Annotated in this window: 23 protein-coding genes and 1 riboswitch; of the genes, 3 read left to right on the forward strand and 20 right to left on the reverse strand. The window is 71.6% G+C overall.

What is annotated here, in order from left to right; all coding sequences use genetic code 11:
* Position 1 precedes the first annotated feature (1 nt).
* The 19 genes from ABZ911_RS07165 to ABZ911_RS07255 all read right to left on the reverse strand — a co-directional run bounded on the left by ABZ911_RS07165 (position 2) and on the right by ABZ911_RS07255 (position 19,678).
* Positions 2-838: a CbtA family protein gene (locus ABZ911_RS07165; RefSeq protein WP_358052823.1), complete on the reverse strand. Its 837-nt coding sequence runs from the start codon at positions 836-838 to the stop codon at positions 2-4.
* 9 nt (positions 839-847) lie between these two features.
* Positions 848-1,036, reverse strand: a complete 189-nt coding sequence (locus ABZ911_RS07170) for a CbtB-domain containing protein (protein WP_358052825.1) — start codon at positions 1,034-1,036, stop codon at positions 848-850.
* Positions 1,037-1,039: 3 nt separating this feature from the next.
* Positions 1,040-1,188, reverse strand: a riboswitch (adenosylcobalamin (AdoCbl) riboswitch).
* A 183-nt stretch (positions 1,189-1,371) separates the two neighbouring features.
* The gene (locus ABZ911_RS07175; RefSeq protein ID WP_358052827.1) at positions 1,372-3,288 is read right to left on the reverse strand and encodes a protein kinase; all 1,917 of its coding nucleotides are present in this window, start codon (positions 3,286-3,288) and stop codon (positions 1,372-1,374) included.
* A gap of 56 nt (positions 3,289-3,344) precedes the next feature.
* Entirely contained in the window at positions 3,345-4,139 is a 795-nt protein-coding gene (locus ABZ911_RS07180; RefSeq protein ID WP_358052829.1) for a rod shape-determining protein, read from the reverse strand.
* Entirely contained in the window at positions 4,115-4,411 is a 297-nt protein-coding gene (locus ABZ911_RS07185; RefSeq protein WP_358052831.1) for a hypothetical protein, read from the reverse strand. Before ABZ911_RS07185 ends, ABZ911_RS07180 begins: the two co-directional genes overlap by 25 nt.
* A 148-nt stretch (positions 4,412-4,559) precedes the next feature.
* A complete protein-coding gene (locus ABZ911_RS07190; protein WP_358052833.1) occupies positions 4,560-4,937 on the reverse strand; it encodes a hypothetical protein in 378 nt (125 codons plus the stop codon).
* Between the two features lie 43 nt (positions 4,938-4,980).
* Positions 4,981-5,649, reverse strand: a complete 669-nt coding sequence (locus ABZ911_RS07195) for a response regulator (RefSeq protein WP_358052835.1) — start codon at positions 5,647-5,649, stop codon at positions 4,981-4,983.
* Complete coding sequence (locus ABZ911_RS07200; RefSeq protein WP_358053265.1) at positions 5,646-8,192, reverse strand: sensor histidine kinase KdpD; 2,547 nt, start codon at positions 8,190-8,192, stop codon at positions 5,646-5,648. The genes ABZ911_RS07195 and ABZ911_RS07200 overlap by 4 nt, the downstream gene beginning before the upstream one ends.
* Before the next feature lie 5 nt (positions 8,193-8,197).
* Positions 8,198-9,040 (reverse strand): potassium-transporting ATPase subunit C, encoded by an 843-nt coding sequence (locus ABZ911_RS07205; protein WP_358052837.1) that lies wholly within the window; start codon positions 9,038-9,040, stop codon positions 8,198-8,200.
* Positions 9,041-11,170 (reverse strand): potassium-transporting ATPase subunit KdpB, encoded by a 2,130-nt coding sequence (gene kdpB, locus ABZ911_RS07210; protein WP_358052839.1) that lies wholly within the window; start codon positions 11,168-11,170, stop codon positions 9,041-9,043.
* Positions 11,171-12,832 (reverse strand): potassium-transporting ATPase subunit KdpA, encoded by a 1,662-nt coding sequence (kdpA, locus tag ABZ911_RS07215; protein ID WP_358052841.1) that lies wholly within the window; start codon positions 12,830-12,832, stop codon positions 11,171-11,173.
* On the reverse strand, positions 12,833-12,922 hold the full coding sequence (kdpF, locus tag ABZ911_RS07220) for a K(+)-transporting ATPase subunit F (RefSeq protein WP_358052843.1): 90 nt from the start codon (positions 12,920-12,922) through the stop codon (positions 12,833-12,835).
* Positions 12,923-13,139: 217 nt separating this feature from the next.
* Complete coding sequence (mnhG, locus tag ABZ911_RS07225; protein WP_358052845.1) at positions 13,140-13,451, reverse strand: monovalent cation/H(+) antiporter subunit G; 312 nt, start codon at positions 13,449-13,451, stop codon at positions 13,140-13,142.
* Positions 13,448-13,708 carry a monovalent cation/H+ antiporter complex subunit F gene (locus ABZ911_RS07230; RefSeq protein WP_358052847.1) on the reverse strand — a complete coding sequence of 87 codons (261 nt, stop codon included), beginning with the start codon at positions 13,706-13,708 and terminating at the stop codon, positions 13,448-13,450. The genes mnhG and ABZ911_RS07230 overlap by 4 nt, the downstream gene beginning before the upstream one ends.
* On the reverse strand, positions 13,705-14,244 hold the full coding sequence (locus ABZ911_RS07235; RefSeq protein ID WP_358052849.1) for a Na+/H+ antiporter subunit E: 540 nt from the start codon (positions 14,242-14,244) through the stop codon (positions 13,705-13,707). Before ABZ911_RS07235 ends, ABZ911_RS07230 begins: the two co-directional genes overlap by 4 nt.
* Positions 14,241-15,800: a Na+/H+ antiporter subunit D gene (locus ABZ911_RS07240; protein ID WP_358052851.1), complete on the reverse strand. Its 1,560-nt coding sequence runs from the start codon at positions 15,798-15,800 to the stop codon at positions 14,241-14,243. Before ABZ911_RS07240 ends, ABZ911_RS07235 begins: the two co-directional genes overlap by 4 nt.
* Complete coding sequence (locus ABZ911_RS07245; RefSeq protein WP_358052853.1) at positions 15,800-16,609, reverse strand: Na(+)/H(+) antiporter subunit C; 810 nt, start codon at positions 16,607-16,609, stop codon at positions 15,800-15,802. The genes ABZ911_RS07240 and ABZ911_RS07245 overlap by 1 nt, the downstream gene beginning before the upstream one ends.
* Positions 16,609-19,392 (reverse strand): Na+/H+ antiporter subunit A, encoded by a 2,784-nt coding sequence (locus ABZ911_RS07250; RefSeq protein ID WP_358052855.1) that lies wholly within the window; start codon positions 19,390-19,392, stop codon positions 16,609-16,611. The genes ABZ911_RS07245 and ABZ911_RS07250 overlap by 1 nt, the downstream gene beginning before the upstream one ends.
* A gap of 118 nt (positions 19,393-19,510) precedes the next feature.
* Positions 19,511-19,678, reverse strand: a complete 168-nt coding sequence (locus tag ABZ911_RS07255; protein WP_358052857.1) for a hypothetical protein — start codon at positions 19,676-19,678, stop codon at positions 19,511-19,513.
* Positions 19,679-19,787: 109 nt separating this feature from the next.
* Here ABZ911_RS07255 and ABZ911_RS07260 point away from each other — a divergent pair, with 109 nt between their 5' ends.
* From ABZ911_RS07260 to ABZ911_RS07270, 3 genes are all read left to right on the forward strand, one after another.
* Positions 19,788-20,570 carry an ion transporter gene (locus ABZ911_RS07260; protein ID WP_358052859.1) on the forward strand — a complete coding sequence of 261 codons (783 nt, stop codon included), beginning with the start codon at positions 19,788-19,790 and terminating at the stop codon, positions 20,568-20,570.
* Between the two features lie 44 nt (positions 20,571-20,614).
* A complete protein-coding gene (locus ABZ911_RS07265; RefSeq protein WP_358052861.1) occupies positions 20,615-21,571 on the forward strand; it encodes a sporulation protein in 957 nt (318 codons plus the stop codon).
* Positions 21,572-21,738: 167 nt separating this feature from the next.
* Positions 21,739-22,326, forward strand: a complete 588-nt coding sequence (locus tag ABZ911_RS07270; RefSeq protein WP_358052863.1) for a hypothetical protein — start codon at positions 21,739-21,741, stop codon at positions 22,324-22,326.
* 17 nt (positions 22,327-22,343) lie between these two features.
* On the opposite strand, the gene ABZ911_RS07275 is transcribed toward ABZ911_RS07270, so the two are convergent.
* Positions 22,344-23,912 (reverse strand): oleate hydratase, encoded by a 1,569-nt coding sequence (locus ABZ911_RS07275; RefSeq protein ID WP_358052865.1) that lies wholly within the window; start codon positions 23,910-23,912, stop codon positions 22,344-22,346.
* Positions 23,913-23,953: the final 41 nt, after the last annotated feature.

Below are 23,953 nucleotides of genomic sequence, written 5' to 3' on the forward strand. Positions count from 1 at the left end.
CTCAGCTCGGGGCGGACAGGGGTTCGCCCGCCGGCGCGGGGATGGTATGGCGCGCGGCGCGGTCGCAGGCCAGCCCGAACAGCACCCCGAACGACGCCCAGAACACAAGCTGGGTGCCCAGCGAGGCGAGCCTGAATTCCCAGATCAGCGACCCGGGAAAGCCCTCGGGAACCTCGTCGATCCTCGGCAGCAGGAGCCACGCGACGATCACCGGGATCAGGAACGTCCCGGCGGCCACCCCCCACCGGGCCCACGGGCCGGCGGCCCGGGACACGCGGCGGGTGCTCGCCGCCGAGACGGCGGTCGCGGCCAGGCCGACCAGGACCATGACGACGTACAGGAGGGTACGGTCGCCGATCGTGTCCGGATCGCCCACGGCCGGTGGGTTGGCGGGATATTTCAGGAAGGGAACGAGGACGATGGCCAGGAACGCCGTCGCGGCGGCGGCCAGGGCGAGGCCGCCCTCGGAACGGGGTCCGACGCGCCCGCGCAGCCCGGCGTACACGAGCGCGAAGACACCGCCGACGGACAGGCCGTAGAGACCTGTGGCGAGGAACAGCCCCGCCTTCTGCCCGGGGCGGCTGACCACGGCCTCCTCGCCGTGATCATGCCCTCGGGCGGCCTCGGCCGTACCGCCCTCATGCTCGTGTGCGGCTCCGGCCTCAGCCCCGGACGCGGCGTTGGCCGCGACACCGGATGCGGCTTCAGCCGAGGCGGCTTCTTCGATGGCGATGGCGCTCTCGACGTGCGGCTCGCCGACCACGAACGCGAACGCGCCCGCGACCAGGCCCGCCAGCAGGCCGAGGAGCAGCCCCCTGACCAGCAGGGTGCGTACCACGACAGCCCCTTAGTGGCAGGGCACGCCGAGCAGGTGACGCCCGTCGTGCATGAGTTCGTGGAGGTAGGTACCGGTCTGCGAGATCGCCCCGTTGTCCATCAGGACCAGGTAGGCGATCAGCAGGAACACGGGCACGGCCAGCAACCACGGGCGCAGGCGGGGAAGGGGAACGACGGAAGGAGTGGACAGATCACTCACGGCAAGCCTCCTCAGGGATGACGCGTCCCGACAGGTGAGGTCGCGGCGGCCAAGTGACCTGGCTCGCGGGCTCGTACGTCCCGACTACAGTGGCGCGACCGCACCGGCATCTCACCGGATTTCCCTTCGGCCACCGCGAAATCTACCGGAACGTATCCTTTCATCCCTCTTCCGTCAACACGCGAGCGGGGGTGCCGCACCTTGAACGACACCGTTTTCCCTGCGCCGCCGCTGTGTTGCGATCAACAGGTCATGACCCGCTCCCCGGTCGACGTGGCCAGGCGCGGCGAGGACGGTCTGTGGAGATACCCCGTTCGGCACCGCGGGTGCCGCCGCTAGTCCTTGAGCAGGAGCATGGAGTACTGGACCTCCGAGCCGACCTGTGAGGCGACCAGCCTGGTCAGCCGGTAGCCCTTGGCCGTCATCTCCCGCAGTTTCGCCACATGCCGGGCGGTGGTCATGCCGCTGTAGCAGTACCAGTCGGTGCGCGACTTCTTCCAGATCGCGGTGTACGTGCCGTCCGGCGCGATCGTCACCTCCGGCCGGAGGAAGTCGCGGGCGCGCTTGTCGAACTCGGCCTGGAACTCCTGCGCGCTCTGGCCCGTGGTCACGCTCCACGCGGCGCCCTCGGGGTTGGCGATCCAGGCGGCGTTGAACAGCACCTCGTCCTCGGTGCCGTGGGCGGTGATCCAGGCCGGGATGAGGCCGTCGCCGCGCGCCTGCGCGTTGCGGGAGCTGAGCTGGCTCGGGGTCTGGCCGTGGTAGGCCATGAAGGCGCCGCCGCTCTTCTCCATGACGGAGGCGAACACCGGGCCCGTGTCCCCGTCGTGCGCGACGGCGATCGTCTCCGCGTAGCCCTTGGCCGACCACTGGTCGAAGAAGTCCTGGTAGGCGGATCCGGACAGGCCGTGGGCGGTCACGTACGGCGGGCCGGGCGCCTCCCGCCACAGGGCGGTGTACCCGCGGTCGGTGATGGAGAGGGAGAGCAGGCGGAACCCGGCGGCGCGTAACTCCTTGACCTGCCGACCGTGTTCCTCGGGGGTCACGTCGTAGTAGGCGCGGGTGTCGCCGTCGCTGACCGCGGGCGGGGAGTCGGTCTGCGGGGGCTGGCCGGGGTCGGCGGTGCCGCCGTCGCCCGGCGGGGCGGGATCGGTGGTGGCGCCGTCGCCGGGCGCGGCGGGGTCGGTGGTGGAACCGTCGCCGGGTGCGGCCGGGGCGTGGGTGCCGTCGTTGCCGGAGTCGGGCGGTGAGGAGCCCCCGTCGTCCGCCGGGGGTGTGGTGATGGTCGTGACGGGTTTGTCCGAGGTGGTGAAAGACGCGTCGCCGTACCGGACGAAGGCCAGCGCGGTGGCGGTGGCCAGCAGGGCCGCGGCCACGACGGCCGCCGTCCGGTAGTGGCGGCGGGCCCTGCTCCTGCGCACCGCCTCCGTGTCGGCCCCGGCCGGGGCGCCGCCGACCAGCCGGAGCAGGATGTCCGTCGAGCCGGGCCGGTCGGCGGGCCGCTTGGCCAGTGCCGCGGCCACGACCGGCCGGATGCTGTCGGGGATGAACCCGAGGTCGGGCTCGTCCGTGACGATCCGCCGCATCACGGCGGCCATCTCGCCACCCTCGAACACGTGCCTGCCGCGTGCCGCGTAGGCGACCACGGCACCCCACGCGAACACGTCGGCCGCCGCGCTCGCCCGCTCCCCCTCGAACACCTCCGGCGCCATGTACAGCGGTGTGCCGACCAGCTCGCCGGTCGAGGTCATCGTGCCGTCCGGCAGGCGCGCGATGCCGAAGTCGATCAGGCGCGGGCCGTCGGGGCCCATCAGCACGTTGTCCGGCTTGACGTCGCGGTGCACGATGCCCGCCTGGTGGATGGCGGCGAGGCCGGTCGCCAGCCCGGTCGCCAGCCGGTGCACCGCGTCCGGGTGCAGCGGACCCCGGTCGGCGACCAGCTCACGCAGGCTCGGGCCGTCGATGTACTCGCTGACGATGTACGGCGGGGAGCTCTCCAGGTCGGCCTCGACGACCCTGGCCGTGAAGGCGGGCGTGGTACGGCGAGCCATCTCCAGCTCCCGCGCGAGCCTGGCCAGCATCTCGGCGTCGGCCCACGCGGGCAGATGCGGCACCTTGACCGCGACCAGCCGCCCCGACTCGTCCTCGCCGAGATAGACGACCCCTTGGCCGCCGCTGCCCAGCTTGGCGGTCAGGCGGAAGCGCCCGATGACCGTCGGATCCGATGGCTGCAGCGGCTGAGTCCCCCTCATCCCAGGAGGTATACCGCAACGACCGCCTTCCCGTCACAGCCGGCCCTCGATCATGATCATTCCGTGATATTCGGGTGACCGGCGAGGCGGCCCAGCGTGGCCAGGCCCTTCACCGTGGCGTGCGCGGGTTCGCGGGCCGGGGTGGCGGTGACGCGCAGCGCGGTGCGGAGCCGTTGGGCCAGCTCCGGCTGCGCGGCCCCGCCCCCGGTGAGCCGGACCCCGGCCCGAGCCGCCGCCCGGTCGCCGGCCGGCAGCCGCCCGATCAGGTCGCCCACCATGGCGACGACCCGCTCCAGGTCGTGCCCGGGCAGGCCGGCGGAGGAGCGCAGGGTGATCTGTACGGCCCCGGCGTCGGCGACCCCGGCGTCCCGGATGACGACGGCCTCGACGATCCCCGCCCCCACGTCGATCAGCAGCCTGGGCCGCGGCCCCGTCACGTCGAGACCGCTGCCCACGGCCGCCGCCAGCGGCTCCTCGACGAGCGAGACCGGGCATCCGGCGACGCTCCCGACGGCCGCCCGCGCGGCCCGCCGATCGAGATCGGACGCGGCCACCGGCACCCCGACCAGCACCCGCTCCAGAGGCCGGGCGCCGTCCCGGGCCGCGTCCCGCATGACGGCACGCACCAGCCGCGCGCACGCCGCCATGTCGGCGACCATCCCGTGCCGCACCGGCCAGACGAGACCGGGCTCAGCGAGCACACCCGCGTCCGCGGGACCGGGTGCCCGGTGGGGGGCCGAGGAGGGGCGGTCGGTGATCGCGGGGCCGCCGGACACCAGGGACCGGGTTCTGGCGGTGCCCAGGTCGATGACCACGTACGCGCCGCTCATGCCGCCGCCCGGTTGCCGCACTCGACGCACTCCTGCCGGTGCGGCGCGTTCCTGAGCTGGTCGAGCGCGATGAAGGTGCCGCAGCGCAGGCAGGTGCCGTACCGTCCGCTGTCCATCCGCTCGATGGCCGCCTCGATCTCGGCGATGAGCCGTACCGCGCGGCCGGCCGACCGGCCGCCCGCCGACCTGGCCACCTCCAGCCGCTCCCGCAGCAGCCCGCGCAGCTCCTCCAGGTGCGCCAGGTGCCGCTGGTAGTCCTGCATGAGCGCGTGCACTGATCTGATGTCCGCCATGACGACATCGACTCCCTGTTCAGGCGAATGACGACACCCCGGGGGTGTGACGAGGATCGAGCCGGGATACGGCTCGGCGGGCCGCGCCTGGCGCGGTCTCACGTCCGGTTCGCGCCGCGAAGCCGGAGAGTTGGACGGTCCGACCGGCTCAGCGCGGGGGTGGGCTGCGCGAGCCCGCGGTGCGGTGGGGAGTCTGCCGGGGATTGGCGGCGGTGCCGGGGTCCGGCCAGCCGTCGTGGGTCGCGGGCATCGGGTCGGCGGCCTCGGGCCGTTCCGAGCGGCGCGACGGCGGCCACAGCGGCGGCACCTGCTCGCGGGCTCCGGCCGTGAGCTGCGGCAGGTCGCTCGCCTGGGTGTCCCAGGCGCCGGGGGTCCACTGGTCGGCGCTCACGTCGGCGGAGCGGTGGGCGGGGTCGCTGCCGTACCAGGCGGGGCTGGAGCCGAGCAGCAGGAAGGAGAGCAGGACCAGGCCCACCACCAGGAAGAAGGCGGTGGACCCGCGTGGTACACGCCACGAGCCCGTCATGCTGCCGACCATAGCCCAGCAAGCCAGGACAGACCACGCGTCATCAGGGTTTGAAGCGGTACCCCATCCCCGGCTCCGTGATCAGGTGCGCCGGATGGCCGGGATCGCGCTCCAGCTTGCGTCTGAGCTGGGCCATGTACTGCCGCAGGTAGTGCGTCTCCTTGAGGTACTTCACCCCCCACACCTCCGTCAGCAACTGCCGCTGGCTGACCAGCTTGCCTGGGTTGCGGATGAGGATCTCGAGGATGTGCCACTCGGTGGGCGTCAGCCGTACCCCTCCGGAGACGGTCTTGCCGGTCAGGTCGACGATGTGCGCGCCGACCGCGATCTGGGCCAGCTCGGCCTCCTGGGCGGAGGTACGCCGGGCCACCGCCCTGATCCGGGCCAGCAGCTCGTCGATGCCGAACGGCTTGGTCACGTAGTCGTCGGCCCCGGCGTCCAGGGCGTCCACCTTGTCCTGGTTCCCGGCCCGCCCGGACAGCACGATGATCGGGATGCCGGTCCAGCCGCGCAGCCCGTGGATGACCTCGACCCCGTCCAGGTCCGGCAGGCCGAGGTCGAGGACGATCAGGTCGGGGTGGGAGTCGGCGGCCAGCCGCAGCGCCGTCGCGCCGTCGGCGGCGACCAGCACGTCGTAGTGCCGCGCGACGAGGTTGATCCGCAGCGCCCGGAGGATCTGCGGCTCGTCGTCGACGACCAGCACGCGCGTCACGACGGCACCGGCGCGGCGAACTCGGAGACGGGCAGTGTCAGGATCATGGTGAGACCTCCCCCTGGTGTCTCATCGGGTACCAGGCCGCCGCCCATCGCCTCGGCCAGCCCCCGGGAGAGCGCGAGACCGAGGCCGACACCCGCATGGTTGTCACGGTCGCCGAGCCGCTGGAACGGCATGAACACCCGGTCGTGCGCCTCGGGCGGGATGCCGGGCCCCCGGTCGATGATCCGGATCTCCACCCGGTCGGCGTGCCGGCTCGCGGTGACCATCACCGCGGAGTCCGCCGGGCTGTAGCGCACGGCGTTGGACATGAGGTTGACCAGCACCCGTTCCAGCAGGGCCGGGTCGGCGACGACCTCGGGGAGCTCGAACGGGACCTCGCCCTTGACGCGCTCGCGCAGCGGCCCGAGGTCGTCGACGGCGCGGGGCACGACCTCCTCCAGGGCCACCGGCTGCAGGTCGAGCCCGAGCACCCCGGCCTGCAGGCGGCTCATGTCGAGCAGGTTCGCGACCAGCCTGTCCAGCTTGGCCAGCGATTCGTCGGCGGTGGCCAGCAGTTCCGCGCGGTCCTCCGCCGACCAGGCGATGCCGGTGTTGCGCAGGCTCTCCACCGCGGCCTTGGCCGAGGCGAGGGGCGTGCGCAGGTCGTGGCTGACGGCGGCGAGCAGCGCGGTGCGCATCCGGTCCGCCTCTGCCAGCGGCTTGGCCTGCCCCGCCTCCTCCTCCAGCCGTTCCTGGCGCAGCGCCACGGCGGCCTCGGCGGCGAACGCCTCCAGGACCCTGCGGTCGGAGGCGTCCATGAGCCGCCCGCGGGCGGCCAGCACCAGGTCGCCGTCGATCATCACGTCGGTGTCGGCCACGCCGGGGCAGGTGGTGGGCGCGCCGCCGGTGGTCGCCACGATCCGCCACGCCTCGGGCTCGGAGTGGTCGTCGGGCACCGGCGCGCCCACCCGCTCCAGCAGCGTGACCGAGGCCAGCCCGAAGGTCTCGCGCAGCCGCGCGAGCAGCGACGGCAGCGCGGCCTCGCCCCGCAGCACATGCCCGGCCAGCGTGGAGAGCACCTCCGCGTCGGCGGTGGCACTGGCGGCCTCCCTGGTACGGCGCGCCGCCACGTCCACGATGACGCTCACCGCCGCGGCCACCAGGATGAAGACGACCAGGGCCAACAGGTTCTCCGGATCGGAGATGGTGAACTCGCCGATCGGCGGCGTGAAGTAGTAGTTGAGCAGCAGCGATCCGCCGACGGCGGCGGTCAGCGCCGGCCACATCCCGCCGATCAGCGCCACCCCGACGACCATGAGCAGGAACAGCAGGATCTCGCTGGGCAGCGCCAGGTCGTCCCGGAACGGCAGCAGCGCGGCGGCGAGCGCGGGCACGCCGAGCACGGTGACGGCCCAGCCGGCCAGCCGCCGCGTGCGGGTCAGCGCGGCCCGCGCCCGCGCGGGGTGGGTGCGCCCCTTGCGCACCTCCGCGTGGGTGATCATGTGGACGTCGATGGAGCCGGACAGCGCGGTCGTGGTGACGCCGACCCCCCGGGAGAGGATCTGCGCGAACCGCCCGCGCCGGGAGGCGCCGAGGACGAGCTGGGTGGCGTTGACGCCGCCTGCGAAGTCGAGCAGGGCGCGCGGGACGTCGTCGCCCACGACCTGGTGGTAGGTGCCGCCGAGGCTCTCCACGAGCGTGCGCTGGCGGGTCAGGCCGGCCGGGTCGCCGCCGGTCAGGCCGTCGGCCCGGGTGACGTGGACGGCGAGCAGGTCGGCGCCCTTGGTCCGGGCGGCGACGCGGGCGGCGCGCCGGATCAGCGTGTCGCCCTCGGGGCCGCCGGTCAGGGCGACGACGACGCGTTCGCGCGCCTCCCAGGTGCCGGCGATGCCGTGCTCGGCGCGGTAGCGGTCGAGCTGCTCGTCGACCTTCCCGGCCACCCAGAGCAGGGCCAGCTCCCGCAGCGCGGTCAGGTTGCCGACCCGGAAGTAGTTGGACAGCGCCGCGTCCACCTTCTCCGGCGCGTACACGTTGCCGTGCGCCATCCGGCGGCGCAGCGCCTCCGGCGCCATGTCGACCAGTTCGACCTGGTCGGCGCGGCGGACGACCTCGTCGGGCACGGTCTCGCGCTGCGGGATGCCGGTGATCTGCTGGACGACGTCGTTGACGGACTCCAGGTGCTGGATGTTGACGGTGGAGACGACGTCGATGCCGGCGTCGAGGATCTCCTCGATGTCCTGCCAGCGTTTGGCGTTGCGCGAGCCCGGCACGTTGGTGTGCGCGAGCTCGTCGACCAGGACCACCCGCGGCGCCCTGGCGATGACGGCGGCGACGTCCAGTTCGGTGAAGGCCGTCCCCCGGTGGGTCATCGGCCTGCGGGGGACGATCTCCAGGTCGTCGAGCAGTTCGGCGGTGTGGGGGCGGCCGTGGGTCTCGACGAGACCCACGACCACGTCCCTTCCGCGCGCCAGCCCCCGGCGGCCCTCGCCGAGCATCGCGAAGGTCTTGCCCACCCCGGGGGCCGCGCCGAGGTAGATCCGCAGCCGCCCGCGCGGCACGGCGATCACTCCCCCTTGTCGAGGGCCAGGTTGAGCCGGAGCACGTTGACGGCGGGCTCGCCCATGAACCCGAGCGCCCGCCCGGTGGTGTTCTCCGCGACGAGCCCCCGCACCCGCTCCACGCCCAGCCCGCGCTCCTTGGCCACCCGGGGCGCCTGGAGCTCGGCGTAGGCGAGCGAGATGTGCGGGTCGAGCCCCGAGCCGCTGGCGGTGACCGCGTCCGCGGGCACCGCGACCTCACGCACGTCCCCGCGCACGGGCACGGTACGGCCCGCCGCGTAGTCCTCCCCCGGCTTCCCGCACTCGACCTTCAGCCCCTGGTAGGTGGCCGTGAACGGCACGGCAGGGCAGGCCTGGTTGACGCTGACGGCCCGGTCGGCGAAGACCTTCAGCACGGCGCCGACGCCGTCGCCGGTGCAGTAGGGCCTGGCGCCTGAGACGCCTTCCAGCTCGCCGACGGCGTTGGACCTGGCGCAGACCTGGGTGAGCAGCGACCGCCTGCCCTCGTCCTTTCCCGGCACGGGCAGGACGTCCAGGACGTCTTCGGGGCCGAGGTTGCTGGCGGCGGTGGACATCATGTCGTAGCCGTCACCGGCCGCCGACGGACGCGACTGGAAGTACTTCCTGAGCGCGTTGCCGTCCTTGTCGGTGAAGTTCTGGCCGACGAGGGCGCTGCCGACGTCCTTGCCGTCCTTGGCGACGAGGGAGCCGTTGGCGTTGTCGTTGAACAGGGCCTGGGCGACTCCGGTCACCACCAGCGGGTAGAGCCCGCCGAGGATCAGGGTGAGGACGGCGACGGCACGGACGGCGGCGAGGTGCTGGCGGACCCAACTGGGCAGGCGTTCCATTTATGACATCCCCGGAAGGAACTGGATCAGAAGATCGATGATCTTGATGCCGATGAAGGGGGCGACGATGCCGCCCAGGCCGTAGACGTACATGTTGCGGCTGAGCAGCTTGGAGGCGCTCGACGGGCGGTAGCGCACGCCGCGTAGCGCGAGCGGGATCAGCGCCACGATGACGATCGCGTTGAAGACGACCGCGGCCAGGATCGCCGACTGCGGACTGGCCAGGCGCATGATGTTGAGCGCGTCCAGTCCCGGGTACACCGCGGCGAACATCGCGGGAATGATCGCGAAGTACTTGGCGATGTCGTTGGCGATGGAGAAGGTGGTCAGCGCGCCCCTGGTGATGAGGAGCTGCTTGCCGATCTCGACGATCTCGATGAGCTTGGTCGGGTTGGAGTCGAGGTCGACCATGTTGCCGGCCTCCTTGGCGGCCGACGTGCCGGTGTTCATCGCGACGCCGACGTCGGCCTGGGCGAGGGCGGGGGCGTCGTTGGTGCCGTCGCCGGTCATCGCGACCAGCCGGCCGCCCTGCTGCTCCTCCCTGATCAGCGCCAGCTTGTCCTCGGGCGTCGCCTCGGCGAGGAAGTCGTCGACTCCGGCCTCGTCGGCGATGGCCTTGGCGGTCAGCGGGTTGTCGCCGGTGATCATGACGGTTCTGATGCCCATCCGGCGCATCTCGTCGAACCGCTCGCGCATGCCCTGCTTGACGACGTCCTTGAGGTGGATGACGCCCAGCACGCGGGCCTGGCCGCCGACCACCTCGCCGACGACCAGCGGGGTGCCGCCAGAGGCGGAGATGCCGTCCACGAGGTGGCCGACGCCCTCGGTGGCGCGGCCGCCGTTCTCCCGCACCCACTTCATGACCGCGGTGGCGGCGCCCTTGCGCACCTGGCGGCCGTCGACGTCGACGCCGCTCATCCGGGTCTGGGCGGTGAAGGCGATCCAGGAGGCGTGGGAGACGTCGCGCTCGCGCAGGCCGTACCGCTCCTTGGCGAAGACCACGATGGAGCGGCCCTCGGGGGTCTCGTCGGCGAGGCTGGAGAGCTGGGCCGCCTCGGCGAGCTCCCGCTCGCCGACGCCCTGCACCGGGACGAACTCCGACGCCTGCCGGTTGCCCAGGGTGATGGTGCCGGTCTTGTCCAGCAGCAGGGTGCTGACGTCGCCGGCGGCCTCGACCGCGCGCCCGCTCATGGCCAGCACGTTGCGCTGCACGAGGCGGTCCATGCCGGCGATGCCGATGGCCGACAGCAGCGCGCCGATCGTGGTCGGGATGAGGCAGACCAGCAGCGAGACCAGCACGATGCCGCTGACGCCGTCGCCGGTGATGGCCAGGGTGTCGGCGACGCCGGGGTTCTGGGCCATCGAGTAGATCGCGATCGGCTGCATGGTGACGGTGGCGATCAGGAAGATGACGGTGAGCGCGGCCAGCAGGATGTTGAGCGCGATCTCGTTCGGCGTCTTCTGCCGGTTGGCGCCCTCGACCAGGGCGATCATCCGGTCGATGAAGCTCTCGCCGGGCTTCTGGGTGATCTGGACGATGATCCGGTCGGAGAGCACCTTGGTGCCGCCGGTCACCGCGGACCGGTCGCCGCCGGACTCGCGGATGACGGGGGCGGACTCGCCGGTGATGGCCGACTCGTCGACCGAGGCGATGCCCTCGATCACGTCGCCGTCGCCGGGGATGACCTCCCCGGCCTCGACGACGACGATGTCGCCCTGCCGCAGCTCGGGGGCCGCGACGAGGTCCCACTGGTCGTGGTGGGCCGCGTCCCGCAGCCTGCGGGCCTGGGTGTCGGTCTTGGCCTTGCGCAGCGTGTCGGCCTGCGCCTTGCCCCGGCCCTCGGCGACGGCTTCGGCCAGGTTGGCGAAGACCACGGTCAGCCAGAGCCACACGACGGTGGCCCAGGCGAAGAACGAGGGGTCGAGTACGGCCAGGCCGGTGGTGAACACGGCGCCGATCTCGACGATCAGCATCACCGGGTTGCGCCAGAGGGTGGCCGGGTTGAGCTTCCTGAACGCGTCGGGCAGCGACCTGATCAACTGCTTGGGGTCGAGCAGGCCACCGCCGACCTTGCCGTTCTTGCGCGCCCGGGGAGGACGTCCCGGCGCTTCGAGCACTGGGCTGGACATTTAGCTGATTCCTTCTGCGAGCGGCCCGAGTGCCAGGGCGGGGAGGAAGGTGAGGGCGACCAGGATGATCGTGACGCCGACCACCATGCCGACGAACTGCGGCCGGTGGGTGGGCAGCGTGCCCGCCGAGTCGGGGACGGGTTTCTGCCGCGCCAGCGAGCCCGCCAGCGCGAGTACGAAGATGATCGGCAGGAAGCGGCCGAACAGCATGCACAGGCCGAGCGCCACGTCGTACCAGGGGGTGTTGACGGTGACGCCGCCGAAGGCCGAGCCGTTGTTGTTGGAGGCGCTGGTGAAGGCGTAGAGGATCTCGGAGAAGCCGTGCGGGCCGTAGTTGAGCATGGCCGCCAGGCCGTCCTTGTTGCCCATCGCCACCGATGTGCCGACCAGCACGAGGACGGGGGTGACCAGGAAGTACATCGAGGCCAGCTTGATCTCGCGGGCGCCGATCTTCTTGCCGAGGTACTCCGGCGTGCGGCCGACCATCAGGCCCGCCACGAACACGGTGATCACGGCCAGTACGAGCATGCCGTACAGGCCCGCGCCGACACCGCCGGGCGCGACCTCGCCGAGCATCATGTTGACCATCGTCATCATGCCGCCGAGCGGGGTGTAGGAGTCGTGGAAGGAGTTGACCGCGCCGGTGCTGGTGAGCGTGGTCGCCGCGGCGAAGGTGGCGGAGTTGGCGACGCCGAACCTGACGTCCTTGCCCTCCATCGCCGCGCCCACGGCCTGCGGCACCGTGGCGTCGCCCTGCAGCTCGAAGACATTGGTCAGAGTGACGCTGATCAGCGCGATGGTGGCCATCACGGCGAGGATCGCGTAGCCCTGCCTGACCTGGCCGACCATCCTGCCGAAGGTGCGCGGCAGGGCGAACGGGATCAGCAGGATCAGGAAGATCTCGAACCAGTTCGTCCACGACGCGGCGTTCTCGAACGGGTGGGCCGAGTTGGTGTTGTAGAAGCCGCCGCCGTTGGTGCCGAGCTCCTTGATGACCTCCTGGCTGGCCACCGGGCCGCCGGTGATGGTCTGGGTGCCGCCGGCCAGCGTGGTCAGCTCGTGCGGGGCGGTGAAGTTCTGCACCAGGCCGCCGGCCACCAGGACCAGCGCGCCGACGAACGCGATCGGCAGCAGGATGCGGACGGTGCCGCGCACCAGGTCCACCCAGAAGTTGCCGAGCGTGTCGGAGCGGCTTCCGGCGAAGCCGCGCACCAGCGCCATCGCCACGGCCATGCCGACCGCCGCCGACACGAAGTTCTGTACGGCCAGCGCCCCCATCTGCACCAGATAGCCCATGGTGGACTCGCCGGAGTAGGCCTGCCAGTTGGTGTTGGTGACGAAGCTGACCGCGGTGTTCCACGCGATGTGGTCGGGCACCGGGTCGAAGCCGAGCGACAGGAACAGCTTGTCCTGCAGGCGCTGCAGGCCGTACACGACCAGGAGTGAGACGACCGAGAAGGCCAGCACGCTCCGGGCGTAGACGGCCCAGCGCTGCCCGGCGTCGGGGCGGACGCCGAGCAGGCGGTACAGGACCCGCTCGACGCCGTTGTGCCTGACGCCGGTGTAGACGCGGAACATGTAGTCGCCGAGCGGCTTGTGCGTCAGGGCGAGCGCGAGGACGAGGGACGCGATGAAGACGATCCCCGCTGCGGTGGTACTCATCTAGAAGCGCTCCGGGAACAGCAGGGCCACGACCATGAAGATCACCAGGCCGATGGCCACGACGAGACCGGTGGCGTTGACGGCGCTCACAGGCGCTCCACCGCCTTCACGACGAGCCCGAAGATCACGAAGAGCGCGATCGTCAGGGCGACGAAGATGACGTCAGCCATCCCCACTCCTAAGTTGGGTCATTGTTCGCAAGCCACCCGGATGTGGGGGCCGCAGGAAAAGCAAAGCCCCAGATTTGCGTGTTTTTGTCCTTCTTGACGGGTTCCATACGCGCAGGACCCGGCTGTTGACACGATCCCTACGCCGAGTCGTCCGGAGGGTCCTGCGGCGACTCGGCCAGGTAGGCGGCCCGGCCCACCATGTACGCGGCCACCGCCACGGTGACCACCTGGGACAGGCCGACGACCAGCAGCGGCCCGGCGGTGGCCCACGTAGGCTCGCGCAGCCACACCGCCGCCAGCACCAGCAGCACCCCGACCACCTGGGGCTTGCTGGCGGCGTGCATCCGGGCCAGCGTGTCGGGGAAGCGGACCAGGCCGACGCCCGCGACGAAGGCGAGCGCCGCGCCCAGGAGCAGGCAGCCCGCGGCGGCGACGTCGAGCGCGTTCACCGCGACCTGCCGGAGAAGAACCTGGCCAGCGAGACCGAGCCGACGAAGCCCAGCAGCGACAGCACGAGCAGGATCGGCATCGGGGACAGGTCGCCCAGTACGGCCGCCGCCGCGCCGATGCCGCACATGGCGAGCGCGGTCAGCACGTCCAGCGCCACCGCCCGGTCGAGCATCGAGGGGCCGCGCGCCACCCGGTAGAGGCTCATCGCGGCCGCGCAGCCGAGCAGCGCGAGCGTCACCAGGTAGACAGCCGTCATCCGAGCTCCTCCCGGTCCGCGCCGGTGCCAAAGGTGCGGACGATGCGCCGTTCCAGCCGGTCGACGTCCGCCTGGACGGTCGCGCCGACCTCCCCCGTGAGCCCGAGTACGTGCAAGACCAGCTCCCTCCTGCCCGAGTACGCCTCGACGACGAGGCTGCCCGGCAGTGACGACAGGGCGGTGATGATCATCATGGTCATGGACTCGGAGGAGGTGCGCAGCCGGACGACCACGATCTCGGTCGGCGGCGGCCCCGGCCGCAGCGCCCAGCTCACCACCCGGAAGCTGGAGACCAGCATGTCCCAGGCGTAGACGGGCAGCACGGCCAGCAGGCCGAGCGGGCGTATCCGGACGCCGGGGTCGAGCACGGGTAGCGGGAGCAGCCAGGCGATCACCGCCCCGGCCGCCAGCCCGCCGAGCAGGTTGCCCGCGCTCAGGTCGCCCCACAGCAGCAGCCAGACCACGACGAGCCAGGCGACCAGCGGCAGCGGCACGTACCTGCCGAACACCCGGGGACTCAGAAAGCGCGAGATCACCGGTCACCCCCCAGGACGGCCGCGATGTACGGCTCGCGGTCGAGCAGTTCGGCGCCGGTGCGCTCGGCCAGCGCCGACAGCGGGCCCGCCAGCACGGTCAGCGCCAGCGACAGCACCACCAGCGCCGCCGTCGCCCCCACCATCGGGCGGGGCAGCGCGGCGGTGGTCACGACCGGCTCCTCCCCCGTGGCCTCCTCGCTCTCCAGCACCGCGCCCAGCGGCGGAACCGCCCCCGGGGGCTCGGCCCGCCAGAACGCCTTGCCCCACGCCTTGGCCATCGCGTACAGGGTGAGCAGGCTGGTCAGCAGGCTGCCCGCGACCAGCGTGAGCGCCGGCGCGCCGCCGTCGGCGACCCCGGCCTGCAGCAGCGCCAGCTTGCCGAGGAAACCGGACAACGGCGGGATGCCCGACAGGTTCATCGCGGGCACGAAGAAGAGCACGGCGACCAGCGGGGCCGCCTTCATCAGCCCGCCGAGCCGGTCGGCGGAGGTGGACCCGGTGCGCCGCTCGATCAGCCCGGTGACCAGGAACAGGCTGGTCTGCACGGTGATGTGGTGCACGACGTAGAAGACGGCGCCCGCCATGCCGAGCACGGTGGACAGCGCGACGCCGAACACCATGTAGCCGATGTGGCTGACCAGCGTGAAGGAGAGCATGCGCTTGATGTCGGTCTGCGCGACCGCGCCCAGGATCCCGAAGAGCATGGTGGCCAGCGCGGCCCACATCAGCAGCGTCGACACCGGGCCGCCGGGGAACAGCAGGGCCTCCAGCCTGATGATGGAGTAGATGCCCACCTTGGTGAGCAGCCCGGCGAAGACGGCGGTGGCCGTCGCGGGCGCGGTCGGGTAGGAGTCGGGCAGCCACGCCGACATGGGGAAGACGGCGGCCTTGACCGCGAAGACGATCAGCAGAGTCAGCTCGACGAGCAGCTTGATGTGGCCGGGCAGGGTGGCGAACCGCTCGGCGAGCAGGGCCATCGACACCGTGCCGGTGGCGGCGTAGGCGATGGCCAGCGCGATGAGGAAGAGCATCGAGGAGACCAGCCCGACCACGACGTAGGTGGCGCCCGCCCGGATCCTGGCCTGGGTGCCGCCGAAGGTGAGCAGCACGTACGAGCCGCCGAGCAGCATCTCGAAGGCGACGAAGAGGTTGAACAGGTCCCCGGCCAGGAAGGCGTCCGACACCCCCGCGACCATGATCAGGTACGCCGGGTGGAAGATCGCCAGCGGGGCGTCGTGCTCCTGGTCGGCGTAGGCGCTCGCGATGGAGTACACCATCACGCAGAGCGTCACCGCCGAGGAGACCACCAGCATCAGCGTGGACAGCCGGTCGGCGACCAGGCAGATGCCGAAGGTCGCGGGCCAGCCGCCGACGTTCGCCACCACCGGGCCGCCGCCGTCGGCCGCGACCAGCAGCACCAGCGACACCGCGAGGACCCCGGCCAGCGTCAGCACGCTGATCATCGACTGCAGACGGCGCAGCCGTCCGCCGATCGCCAGCTTCATCCCGGCCGCCAGCAGCGGCAGGATCACGGGCACCGCGACCAGCGACTGCATCAGTCGTCTCCCTCGAGCTCCGGGTCCAGGGCGAGCGCCTGCCGCTCGCGCTCGGACCTGATCAGCGCCCGCATCTGCCTGCGCGCCTCCCGCTGGCGGGCCTTCAGCCGCCTGCGCATCTCCTTCTCCCGCGCGGCCTGCTCGCGCTCCCGCCGCCCGTAGTCCTCGCGCAGATCCCGGACCCGCTCGTCGGTGTCGCGCATGGACGCCTCCTCCTCGCGGCGCGCCTCGTCCATCCGCTCCATGACCCGGTCGCTGGGCAGGTCCTCGTCCTTGTGGGCCTGCATCCAGCGGCCCAGGTCGACGTTCACGTCCAGGATGCGGCTCTCCAGGTCGGCGGCCTCGCGCTGCTCGCGGGCGAGGCTGTCGGCCTCCAGGCGGGCCAGTTCGGCGCGCTGGTCGGCGACCAGCCGCTGGTAGGCCTTCTGCCGGGAGCGGACCGCCTCGCCGAGCTCGCCGCGCCTGGCGCGCAGCCGTACCAGGCGGTCCTCGGTGTCGTCCTGGACCTCGTCGCCGCCGGTGAGCTGCCAGGTGCGGTGCACCATGGCCAGCAGGAAGGCGACCACGCCCAGCGTGATCACGATGGAGGTGAGCACCATCGCCTGCGGCAGCGGGTCGGCCATCCGGTCGGGGGCCGACCTGCCGAGGATGGGCGGCTGACCGGCGGGGCCTCCCGCGGTGACGATCAGCAGGTTCACCCCGTTGCCCAGGATCATGACGCCGACCAGCACCCGGACCAGGCTCCGTTCGAGCAGCAGGGACACGCCCACGGCGATGAGCAGCGCGGCGGCGGCGAACGGGACCGTCATCAGGTCCCCACCTCGATCTGCCGGTCCAGCTCCCCGCCGAGGGCGCGCAGCACGTCCTGGACCATGCCGACCACCGAGATGTACACGCCCAGGTCGAACAGCAGCACGGTGGACAGGTGCAGGTGACCGGCCAGCGGCAGCGTGACGTCCGTCGCGATCATGCCGAGCGCGGCGGCGCCGAACACCAGCCCGATCACCGCGGTCCCGACCGACAGCAGCAGCCCGACCCCCAGCAGCACACCCGCGTTCACCGGTACGGCCGCGGCCAGCTCGTACCGCCCGCCCGCCAGGTACCGGACGGTCATCGCCAGCCCCGCCACGATCCCCCCGGCGAACCCGCCGCCCACCGCGCTGTGCCCGGTGAACAGCAGGAACACCGACAGCAGCAGAACGGTGTGGAAGGTCATCCTGGCCACGATCTCGAAGATCACCGAGCGCTGCCCCTGCGGCAGCGTCGAAGCCAGCCAGTGCGTGCGGGCGCGCGGGGCCGCCTGGCCCTCGTCGCGTTCCAGGCTGTAGGACTTGCGGCGCAGGAAGACCATGCTGGTCACGCCGAGGGCGAGCACGATGATCACCGAGCTCTCCCCCAGCGTGTCCCAGGCGCGGATGTCGACCAGCAGGGCGCTGACGATGTTGTGCGCCCCGGCCCGCTCGGCCGGCCCGGCCAGCAGCGTGCCGGTGGGTACGGCGGTGCGCGCGGCCAGCGCCAGCATCCCGGCGCCCGAGGCGACCACGCCGACGGCCGCGCCCAGGCCGAGCCTGAACCAGAACGGCAGCCTGGCCCGCCCGCCCGTCGGGTACACCTGGAGCCTGCGCAGCACCAGAGCGAAGATCACCAGGCTGAGCGTCTCGGCGAGGAACTGGGTCAGCGCCAGGTCGGGCGAGCCGTGGGCGAGGAACATCAGTGCCGCGCCGTACCCCGTCAGGCCGCCGACCAGGGCCAGCAGGATGTGCGCGCGCACCCGCAGGGCCATCACCGCCGCCACCGCGAGCAGCACCGCGATGACCGGCTGCTCGACGCGCTCCCAGGCGGTCAGGTCCACCCGCAGCGGTGGTGTGGGGCCGTAGGCCAGGGAGAACGCGCCGACCCCGACCACGGCGACCAGCGCGATGGTGAGGTAGTCGGGCAGCGAGCCGCGCTGGGCGACGCCCGTGACCTGGGTGGCCAGGCGGTCGAGGCGGCGGACGAGGCTCCAGTAGGCGTGGCCCGAGTCGACCACATGCAGCGCGACGCCCACTCTGGCCAGGGGCTCCCTGACCCAGAACAGCAGCACACCGGCCAGCAGCGCCGCCGCCGACAGCAGCAGCGGCACGGCCGCGCCGGTCCAGAGGGCGAGGTGGGTGCCGTGGCCCTGGGCGGCGAACGCGGTGGTGTAGGGGGTCATCGCGGTGCCGTACCAGGAGGAGAGGGGGGCGATGGCCAGGCCGAGGACGGACAGCAGCGCGGCGGGGGCCGACATGGTCGCGGCGGTGGGGTGGACGGGGGTGGGCGGCAGGCCGGGCTTGGCGGCGAAGGCGCCCCACAGCAGGCGCAGGGTGTAGGCGACGGTCAGCGCGGTGCCGAGGACGATCCCGGCCAGCGTCAGCGAGTCGGCCAGGCCGCCGGTCAGCAGCGACTCGAAGGCCGCCTCCTTGGCGACGAAGCCGAAGAAGGGCGGCAGCCCGGCCATCGACGCCCCCGCGCCGACGGCCGCCGCGCACACCCACGGCATGGACCGGCGCAGCCCGCTGAGCGCCTTCAGGTCGCGGGTGCCCGCCGCATGGTCGACGATCCCGACCACCAGGAACAGCGCGGCCTTGAACAGGGCGTGCGCGAGCAGCATCGCCACGCCCGCCAGCGCGGTGTCCCGGGTGGCCACGCCGAACAGCACGGTGAGCAGGCCGAGCTGACTGACCGTGCCGTAGGCGAGCAGCCTCTTCAGGTCGTCCTCGCGCAGCGCCCGCCACCCGCCGAGCAGCATGGTGAGCACCCCGAGGGGCACGGCGAGCCACCGCCAGACGGGCACGTCGCCGAACGCGGGCCCGAGCCTGGCCAGCAGGTACACCCCGGCCTTGACCATGGCCGCGGCGTGCAGGTACGCCGAGACCGGGGTCGGCGCGGCCATCGCCCCCGGCAGCCACATGCTGAACGGGAAGATCGCCGACTTCGACAGCGCCCCGGCCAGCACGAGCACCAGCGCCGCGGTGACCAGGACGCCCGAGGGCGGATGCGCGACGATCTCCGACAGCCGGTACGTGCCGGCCGTGTGCCCGATCATCACCAGGCCCGCGAGCATGGCCAGGCCGCCGAATGTGGTGACGGTCAGCGCCTGCAGCGCCGCCCTGCGGCTGGCCCTGGACTCCGGGTCGTAGCCGATCAGCAGGTAGGAGAAGACCGTGGTCAGCTCCCAGAACACGTACAGCAGCAGCAGGTCGTCGGCGACCACCAGCCCCAGCATCGCGCCCGCGAAGGCCACCAGGACGCCGGAGAAGCGGCCGAGCCCGTCGGCGTCCACGGCGAAGTAGCGGAAGCAGTAGATCATGACCAGCGCGCCGATCCCGGAGACGAGCGCGGCCATCAGCAGCGACAGCTCGTCCACCCGGAACGACAGCCCCAGCCCGAGCGCGGGCGCCCAATCGTGGTACGACGCCACCGGTAGTCCGCCGATCCCCGCCCACACCGTCCACCCGAACGCGCACGCCGGTGGCACGGCCAGCGCCGGGAACACGCCGCGGCCGAGGCGGCGCGCCAACGCTGGAGCGCAGAGCGCCGCCACCCCGTGCAGGACGAGCAGCGGCTCCATCGTCTCCCCGGCGGCGGATGTGGGTGATCCGCCCACTCTCCCCCGCGGCGGCCGGGTCACCCCGCAGGCACGGACGAATATGGCGAAAGATCACCGAGAGCAGCCGTTCCCCTGAGACCTACCGCCCGGGTGCCGCGGTCGGAAGGCCGGGGTTCAGGAACCTCGCCTGGCCTCCCGGCGCGGGCAGGAGGTGCGCGAGCGCTTCGCTCGTGGCGGGGACGTCGAGGGCGCGGGCGGCGTAGGAGCGGGTGAGGAGTTCTTCGCCGATGGCGTGGGAGCTGAGCACGTCACCGCTCGCCCCTCCCTGCCCGCGCTCGTCCTCCTCCTCCAGCGGAGCGGACGGCCGAGCCTTACCATGATCATGTTCTGTCCCCTAACCCCCGGGAGCGGTCCAGTTGTCAAGGCAAGAACGCGTACGTTCCGCCCTTGAGACCCGGTTCGTCCAGCGAGCGATCATCGTCGTCATCCTCGTCAACGCCGTCACCATCGGCTGCGAGACCAGCTCCTACCTGATGGAGCGTCTCGGCGGCACGTTGCACGCGATCGACCGGATCGCGCTCGCCGTGTTCGTGGCGGAGATCGCCGCCCGTCTGTACGCCTACCGGCGCGACTTCTTCAAGGACCCGTGGAACTGGTTCGACACCGTGATCGTCGTCATCGCCCTGGTACCCGCCACCGGCCCGCTGTCGGTCATGCGGGCGCTGCGGATCCTGCGGGCGCTCCGGCTGGTCTCGGCGGTGCCGAGCATGCGCAAGGTGGTCGGCGCGCTGCTGACCGCCTTCCCGGGCATGGCCTCCATCGTCGGCCTGCTGATCCTGCTCATCTACATCGCCGCCGTGATCGCCACCCAGCTCTTCGGCGACGTCGTGCCCGAGCGGTTCGACGAGCTGCCGCACTCCCTGTTCACGCTGTTCCAGATCATGACGGGCGACGACTGGGGCACCGTGGCCAAGGAGGTGATGGAGCACAAACCATGGGCGTGGGTCTTCTTCATCGCCTACATCCTCATGTCCACCTTCGTCGCACTGAACCTGTTCATCGCGGTCGTGGTCAACGCCATGAACGAGGCCGACACCGAGGCCGAAGTGAGCCAACTCAAGGACGAGCTGGCCACCCTGCACGCCAAACTGGACCTGCTGCTGGCCCGTGAGCAGGCAGGAACCAGCACGCGTCGATGATCGTTCGACGTACGGCAGCACTGCCGTGAACAGGAGAGGCAAACGTGATCTTCAAGAGGATGCTTGGCGCGTTCGGCGTCGGCGCGCCCACCGTCGACACCGTCCTGGCCACCCCCCGGATCCAGCCGGGCGGCCTGCTCATGGGCGAGGTGAGGCTCAAGGGCGGCGACTTCGACGCCGAGATCGAGCACATCGCGCTGGGGCTGGTGACCAGGGTCGAGGCCGAGCATGGCGAGGGTGAGCAGAGCGGCCTGGCGGAGTTCTACCGTACCGAGGTGTCGGGTCCCTTCACGCTGCGCCAGGGTGAGGAGCGGTCCGTGCCGTTCCAGATCCCGGTGCCGTGGGAGACGCCGGTCAGCGAGGTCGCCGGGCAGCACCTGCCGGGGATGGCCATGGGCGTGCGCACCGAGCTGGCCATCGCCAAGGCGATCGACAAGGGCGACCTGGACATGGTCGCGGTGGAGCCGCTGCCCTCCCAGGAGCGGATCCTGCGGGCGTTCGCGGAGCTGGGCTTCCACTTCAAGTCGGCCGACTTCGAGCTGGGCCGGATCCACGGCGTGCACCAGCAGCTCCCGTTCTTCCAGGAGATCGAGTTCTACCCGCCCGCCCAGCACGCCGGGTACGTCAACGAGATCGAGCTGACCTTCGTCGCCGACCCCGAGGGCCTGGAGGTGATCCTGGAGGCCGACAAGCGCGGCGGCCGTTACGGCGGCTCGTCGGACGCGATCGGCCGCTTCCGGGTCGGCCACCAGGAGGCGCTGCACCGCGACTGGGCGAGCGAGATCAACGGCTGGCTGTCCAGCCTCTCCCAGTACGGCACGGCGGGCCACCACGGCTACGGCCACCACGAGGAACACGGGCACCACGGCGGCCACCACGACGGTCCCGGCTGGGGCACCGTGGCCGCGGCCGGTGCGGCCGGCGTGGTCGGCGGCTTCGTCGCCGCCGAGGTCGTCGAGGAGATCTTCGAGAGCGATGAGGAGGAGGGCGGCGACTGGTAGACCGCTCCTGCAAATCGTGACCTGGAGATCGGCCGGTGCCGGCGCCCGCGCCCGCCTGGCCGGACTCCGCGCGTGATCAAACCTGGCCGGCGGCTCGGACTCACTGTTGGTGGTCGGTCCGCGTGCCGGTCCTGTGCCGTGGCAGTTCCTCGACCGGGAACAGGATCGTGCTCAGCAGATGGGCGCTGCGGTCCGGCGTGGGCCTGTTGGCCACCGGCGAGGTGGCCGGGTTGCTCCTGCTGGACCCCTCGCATGAGGACTACAAGGACTACATGCCCCCGGAACTGGTCGAGATCTGGAACTCGTGGGACCTCGACCAGGAGCTCCCCGACGAGTTGCCCGACGAGCTCGTCCAGTTCTACCGCGGCGTGTTCGCGCGCGAGATGGAGGACTGGCCGGAAGAGATCCGCGAGGTGCTCATCGACCGCCACGTCAGCCTGGAATGGCTGCGGGCCGGCTCCCAGGAGGCAAAGAACCTCGACGACGAGCTCCGCCGTTCGGGACCGCTGGCCGACGTGCCGTTGATCGTCCTCACCGCCATGGGGAACGACCCGTTCAGGGAGGCGGTGCCCCACGGCGTGCCCGAGTCGCTGCTCCAGGCGGAGCTCGAAGGCAAGCGACGGCTCTACACAGACTGGGCCGCGTCGGTCTCGCACGGCGAGAACCGCTCGGTCGACGGCGTCGGACACGTCACCCTCCACTTCCGCCGCCCCGACGCCGTGCTCCAGGCGATCCGCGACCTCCTCGGCAAGTGATCACGAGGTCCTGACCGCTAGGTCAAGGCCGTCTTGAGCGCCTCGAAGGCCACCTTCGGGTCGGCCAGCGCGTGGTAGATGCCGGGGATCTTCCGGTCGACGCCGAGCAGCCCGTAGACCGCGTGCATGGCCCCGCGCACCGAGTACTCCACGGTGAACACGACGTCCTCCGGAATCTCGGTGAACTGACCGAGGAAGGCGAAGTTGGCCGCCCCCTTGGGCACCACGAGCGGCCGGTCGTCGACGCCCCGCGGCTGGAACTGGCTGGTGATGTACGGCATCATCACCGGGATGACCTTCGTGGTGCGCCTGATCTCCTCCAGGTCGTCCTCGAAGCCGAGCTGCCGGACCAGCTCGGTGAGCATCTCCTGGCCGGTGGCCTGCGCCATGGTCACCGGCACGTGGTCGCCCGGCCGGTCGGGGAACAGGCCGTAGCCCCACAGGGTGAAGACGTCGTCGGGCTGGCCGGCGAAGTGCGGCTGGTACGGGACCACGATCGACATCAGCCAGCCGGAGTCGACGAACGTCATCAGCGCGCCGGTGCCGGGGGCGTTGCCGGAGAAGTCCTCGATGCGGCGCAGCAGCAGCGGGCTGCGCATGGTGAGCGTGAAGGACACCCACTTGGTCTGGTCCACGTTCCCGGAGAACACGTCGGGGCGGCCGAAGTCGGGCGCCTTCCCGGCGATGTTCCGCCACAGCCGGAACCCACCGTCGCGTCCGTCCCTGATCAGTTCGGCGGCGTGGTCGTCGTCGCCGTAGGTGGAGTCGGAGGTCATGGATCCGAGGGTGATGAAGGCGAGGTCACCGGGGCCGAGGTCGCGCGGGCCGTGCTGGGTGACGAGGCGGGTGACCCGCCGGGCGCCGCCCTCCTGCTCGAAGTCGATGTCGGTGACGGTCGTGCCGTACTCGAAGACGACGCCCCTGTCGGTCAGCCACTTCTGCACCGGGCGGACGATCGAGTCGTACTGGTTGAGCACCGTGCGGCGGACCCCGGCCAGGGTGTGGATGCGCGGGAACTCCTGGGTGAAGCGCAGGAGGTAGCGCTTCAGCTCGATCGCGCTGGACCAGGTCTGGAAGGCGAAGGTGGTGCGCCACATCGCCCAGAAGTTGGTGGTGAAGAAGTGCTCGGAGAAGAACTCGTCGATCCGCCGCGAGCCGATCACCCGCTCGGGCAGCGCCAGGACGCGGAACAACTCGGCCCGATCCCTGGCGCTCAGGCCCAGGTCGGCGGCGTCGAGGATCTCGTGCCGGGCGTTGACCAGCCGGGCGCCCGCCTTGGTACGCCAGGTCCGGTTGAAGTCCCAGATCTCCTGCTTGACCGTCGTGTCCGGATCGGTCAGCGTCGGCACCGAGTCGAGCAGGTCCCACAGGCAGACGTAGGCCTCCTCCTCCAGCATCCGGCCACCGCGCGTGACGTAGCCCTTGACGGGGTCGCCGGAACCGTCCAGCGCGCCTCCGGCGACCGGCAGTTCCTCCAGGACGCGTACGCTCCCACCGTCGACTCCGGCGTCCCGCACCAGGAACACGGCCGCGGCCAGCGACGCGATCCCACCGCCGACGAGATAGGCGGTCCCCACGTTCGTCATGATTTCCCCCGAAACTCAGACGACGTATGGCCGGATACCTA

The sequence above is a fragment of the Nonomuraea sp. NPDC046570 genome, assembly GCF_040645915.1.
Classification (GTDB): Bacteria; Actinomycetota; Actinomycetes; order Streptosporangiales; family Streptosporangiaceae; genus Nonomuraea.

Bases quoted from the DNA above. Each gene is read 5' to 3' on its own strand.
- ABZ911_RS07175 (WP_358052827.1), bottom strand. From the start codon at position 3,288: ATGAGGGGGACTCAGCCGCTGCAGCCATCGGATCCGACGGTCATCGGG.
- ABZ911_RS07185 (WP_358052831.1), bottom strand. From the start codon at position 4,411: ATGGCGGACATCAGATCAGTGCACGCGCTCATGCAGGACTACCAGCGG.
- ABZ911_RS07190 (WP_358052833.1), bottom strand. From the start codon at position 4,937: ATGACGGGCTCGTGGCGTGTACCACGCGGGTCCACCGCCTTCTTCCTG.
- ABZ911_RS07205 (WP_358052837.1), bottom strand. From the start codon at position 9,040: ATGGAACGCCTGCCCAGTTGGGTCCGCCAGCACCTCGCCGCCGTCCGT.
- kdpB (WP_358052839.1), bottom strand. From the start codon at position 11,170: ATGTCCAGCCCAGTGCTCGAAGCGCCGGGACGTCCTCCCCGGGCGCGC.
- kdpA (WP_358052841.1), bottom strand. From the start codon at position 12,832: ATGAGTACCACCGCAGCGGGGATCGTCTTCATCGCGTCCCTCGTCCTC.
- ABZ911_RS07230 (WP_358052847.1), bottom strand. From the start codon at position 13,708: ATGACGGCTGTCTACCTGGTGACGCTCGCGCTGCTCGGCTGCGCGGCC.
- ABZ911_RS07240 (WP_358052851.1), bottom strand. From the start codon at position 15,800: ATGCAGTCGCTGGTCGCGGTGCCCGTGATCCTGCCGCTGCTGGCGGCC.
- ABZ911_RS07245 (WP_358052853.1), bottom strand. From the start codon at position 16,609: ATGACGGTCCCGTTCGCCGCCGCCGCGCTGCTCATCGCCGTGGGCGTG.
- ABZ911_RS07250 (WP_358052855.1), bottom strand. From the start codon at position 19,392: ATGGAGCCGCTGCTCGTCCTGCACGGGGTGGCGGCGCTCTGCGCTCCA.
- ABZ911_RS07275 (WP_358052865.1), bottom strand. From the start codon at position 23,912: ATGACGAACGTGGGGACCGCCTATCTCGTCGGCGGTGGGATCGCGTCG.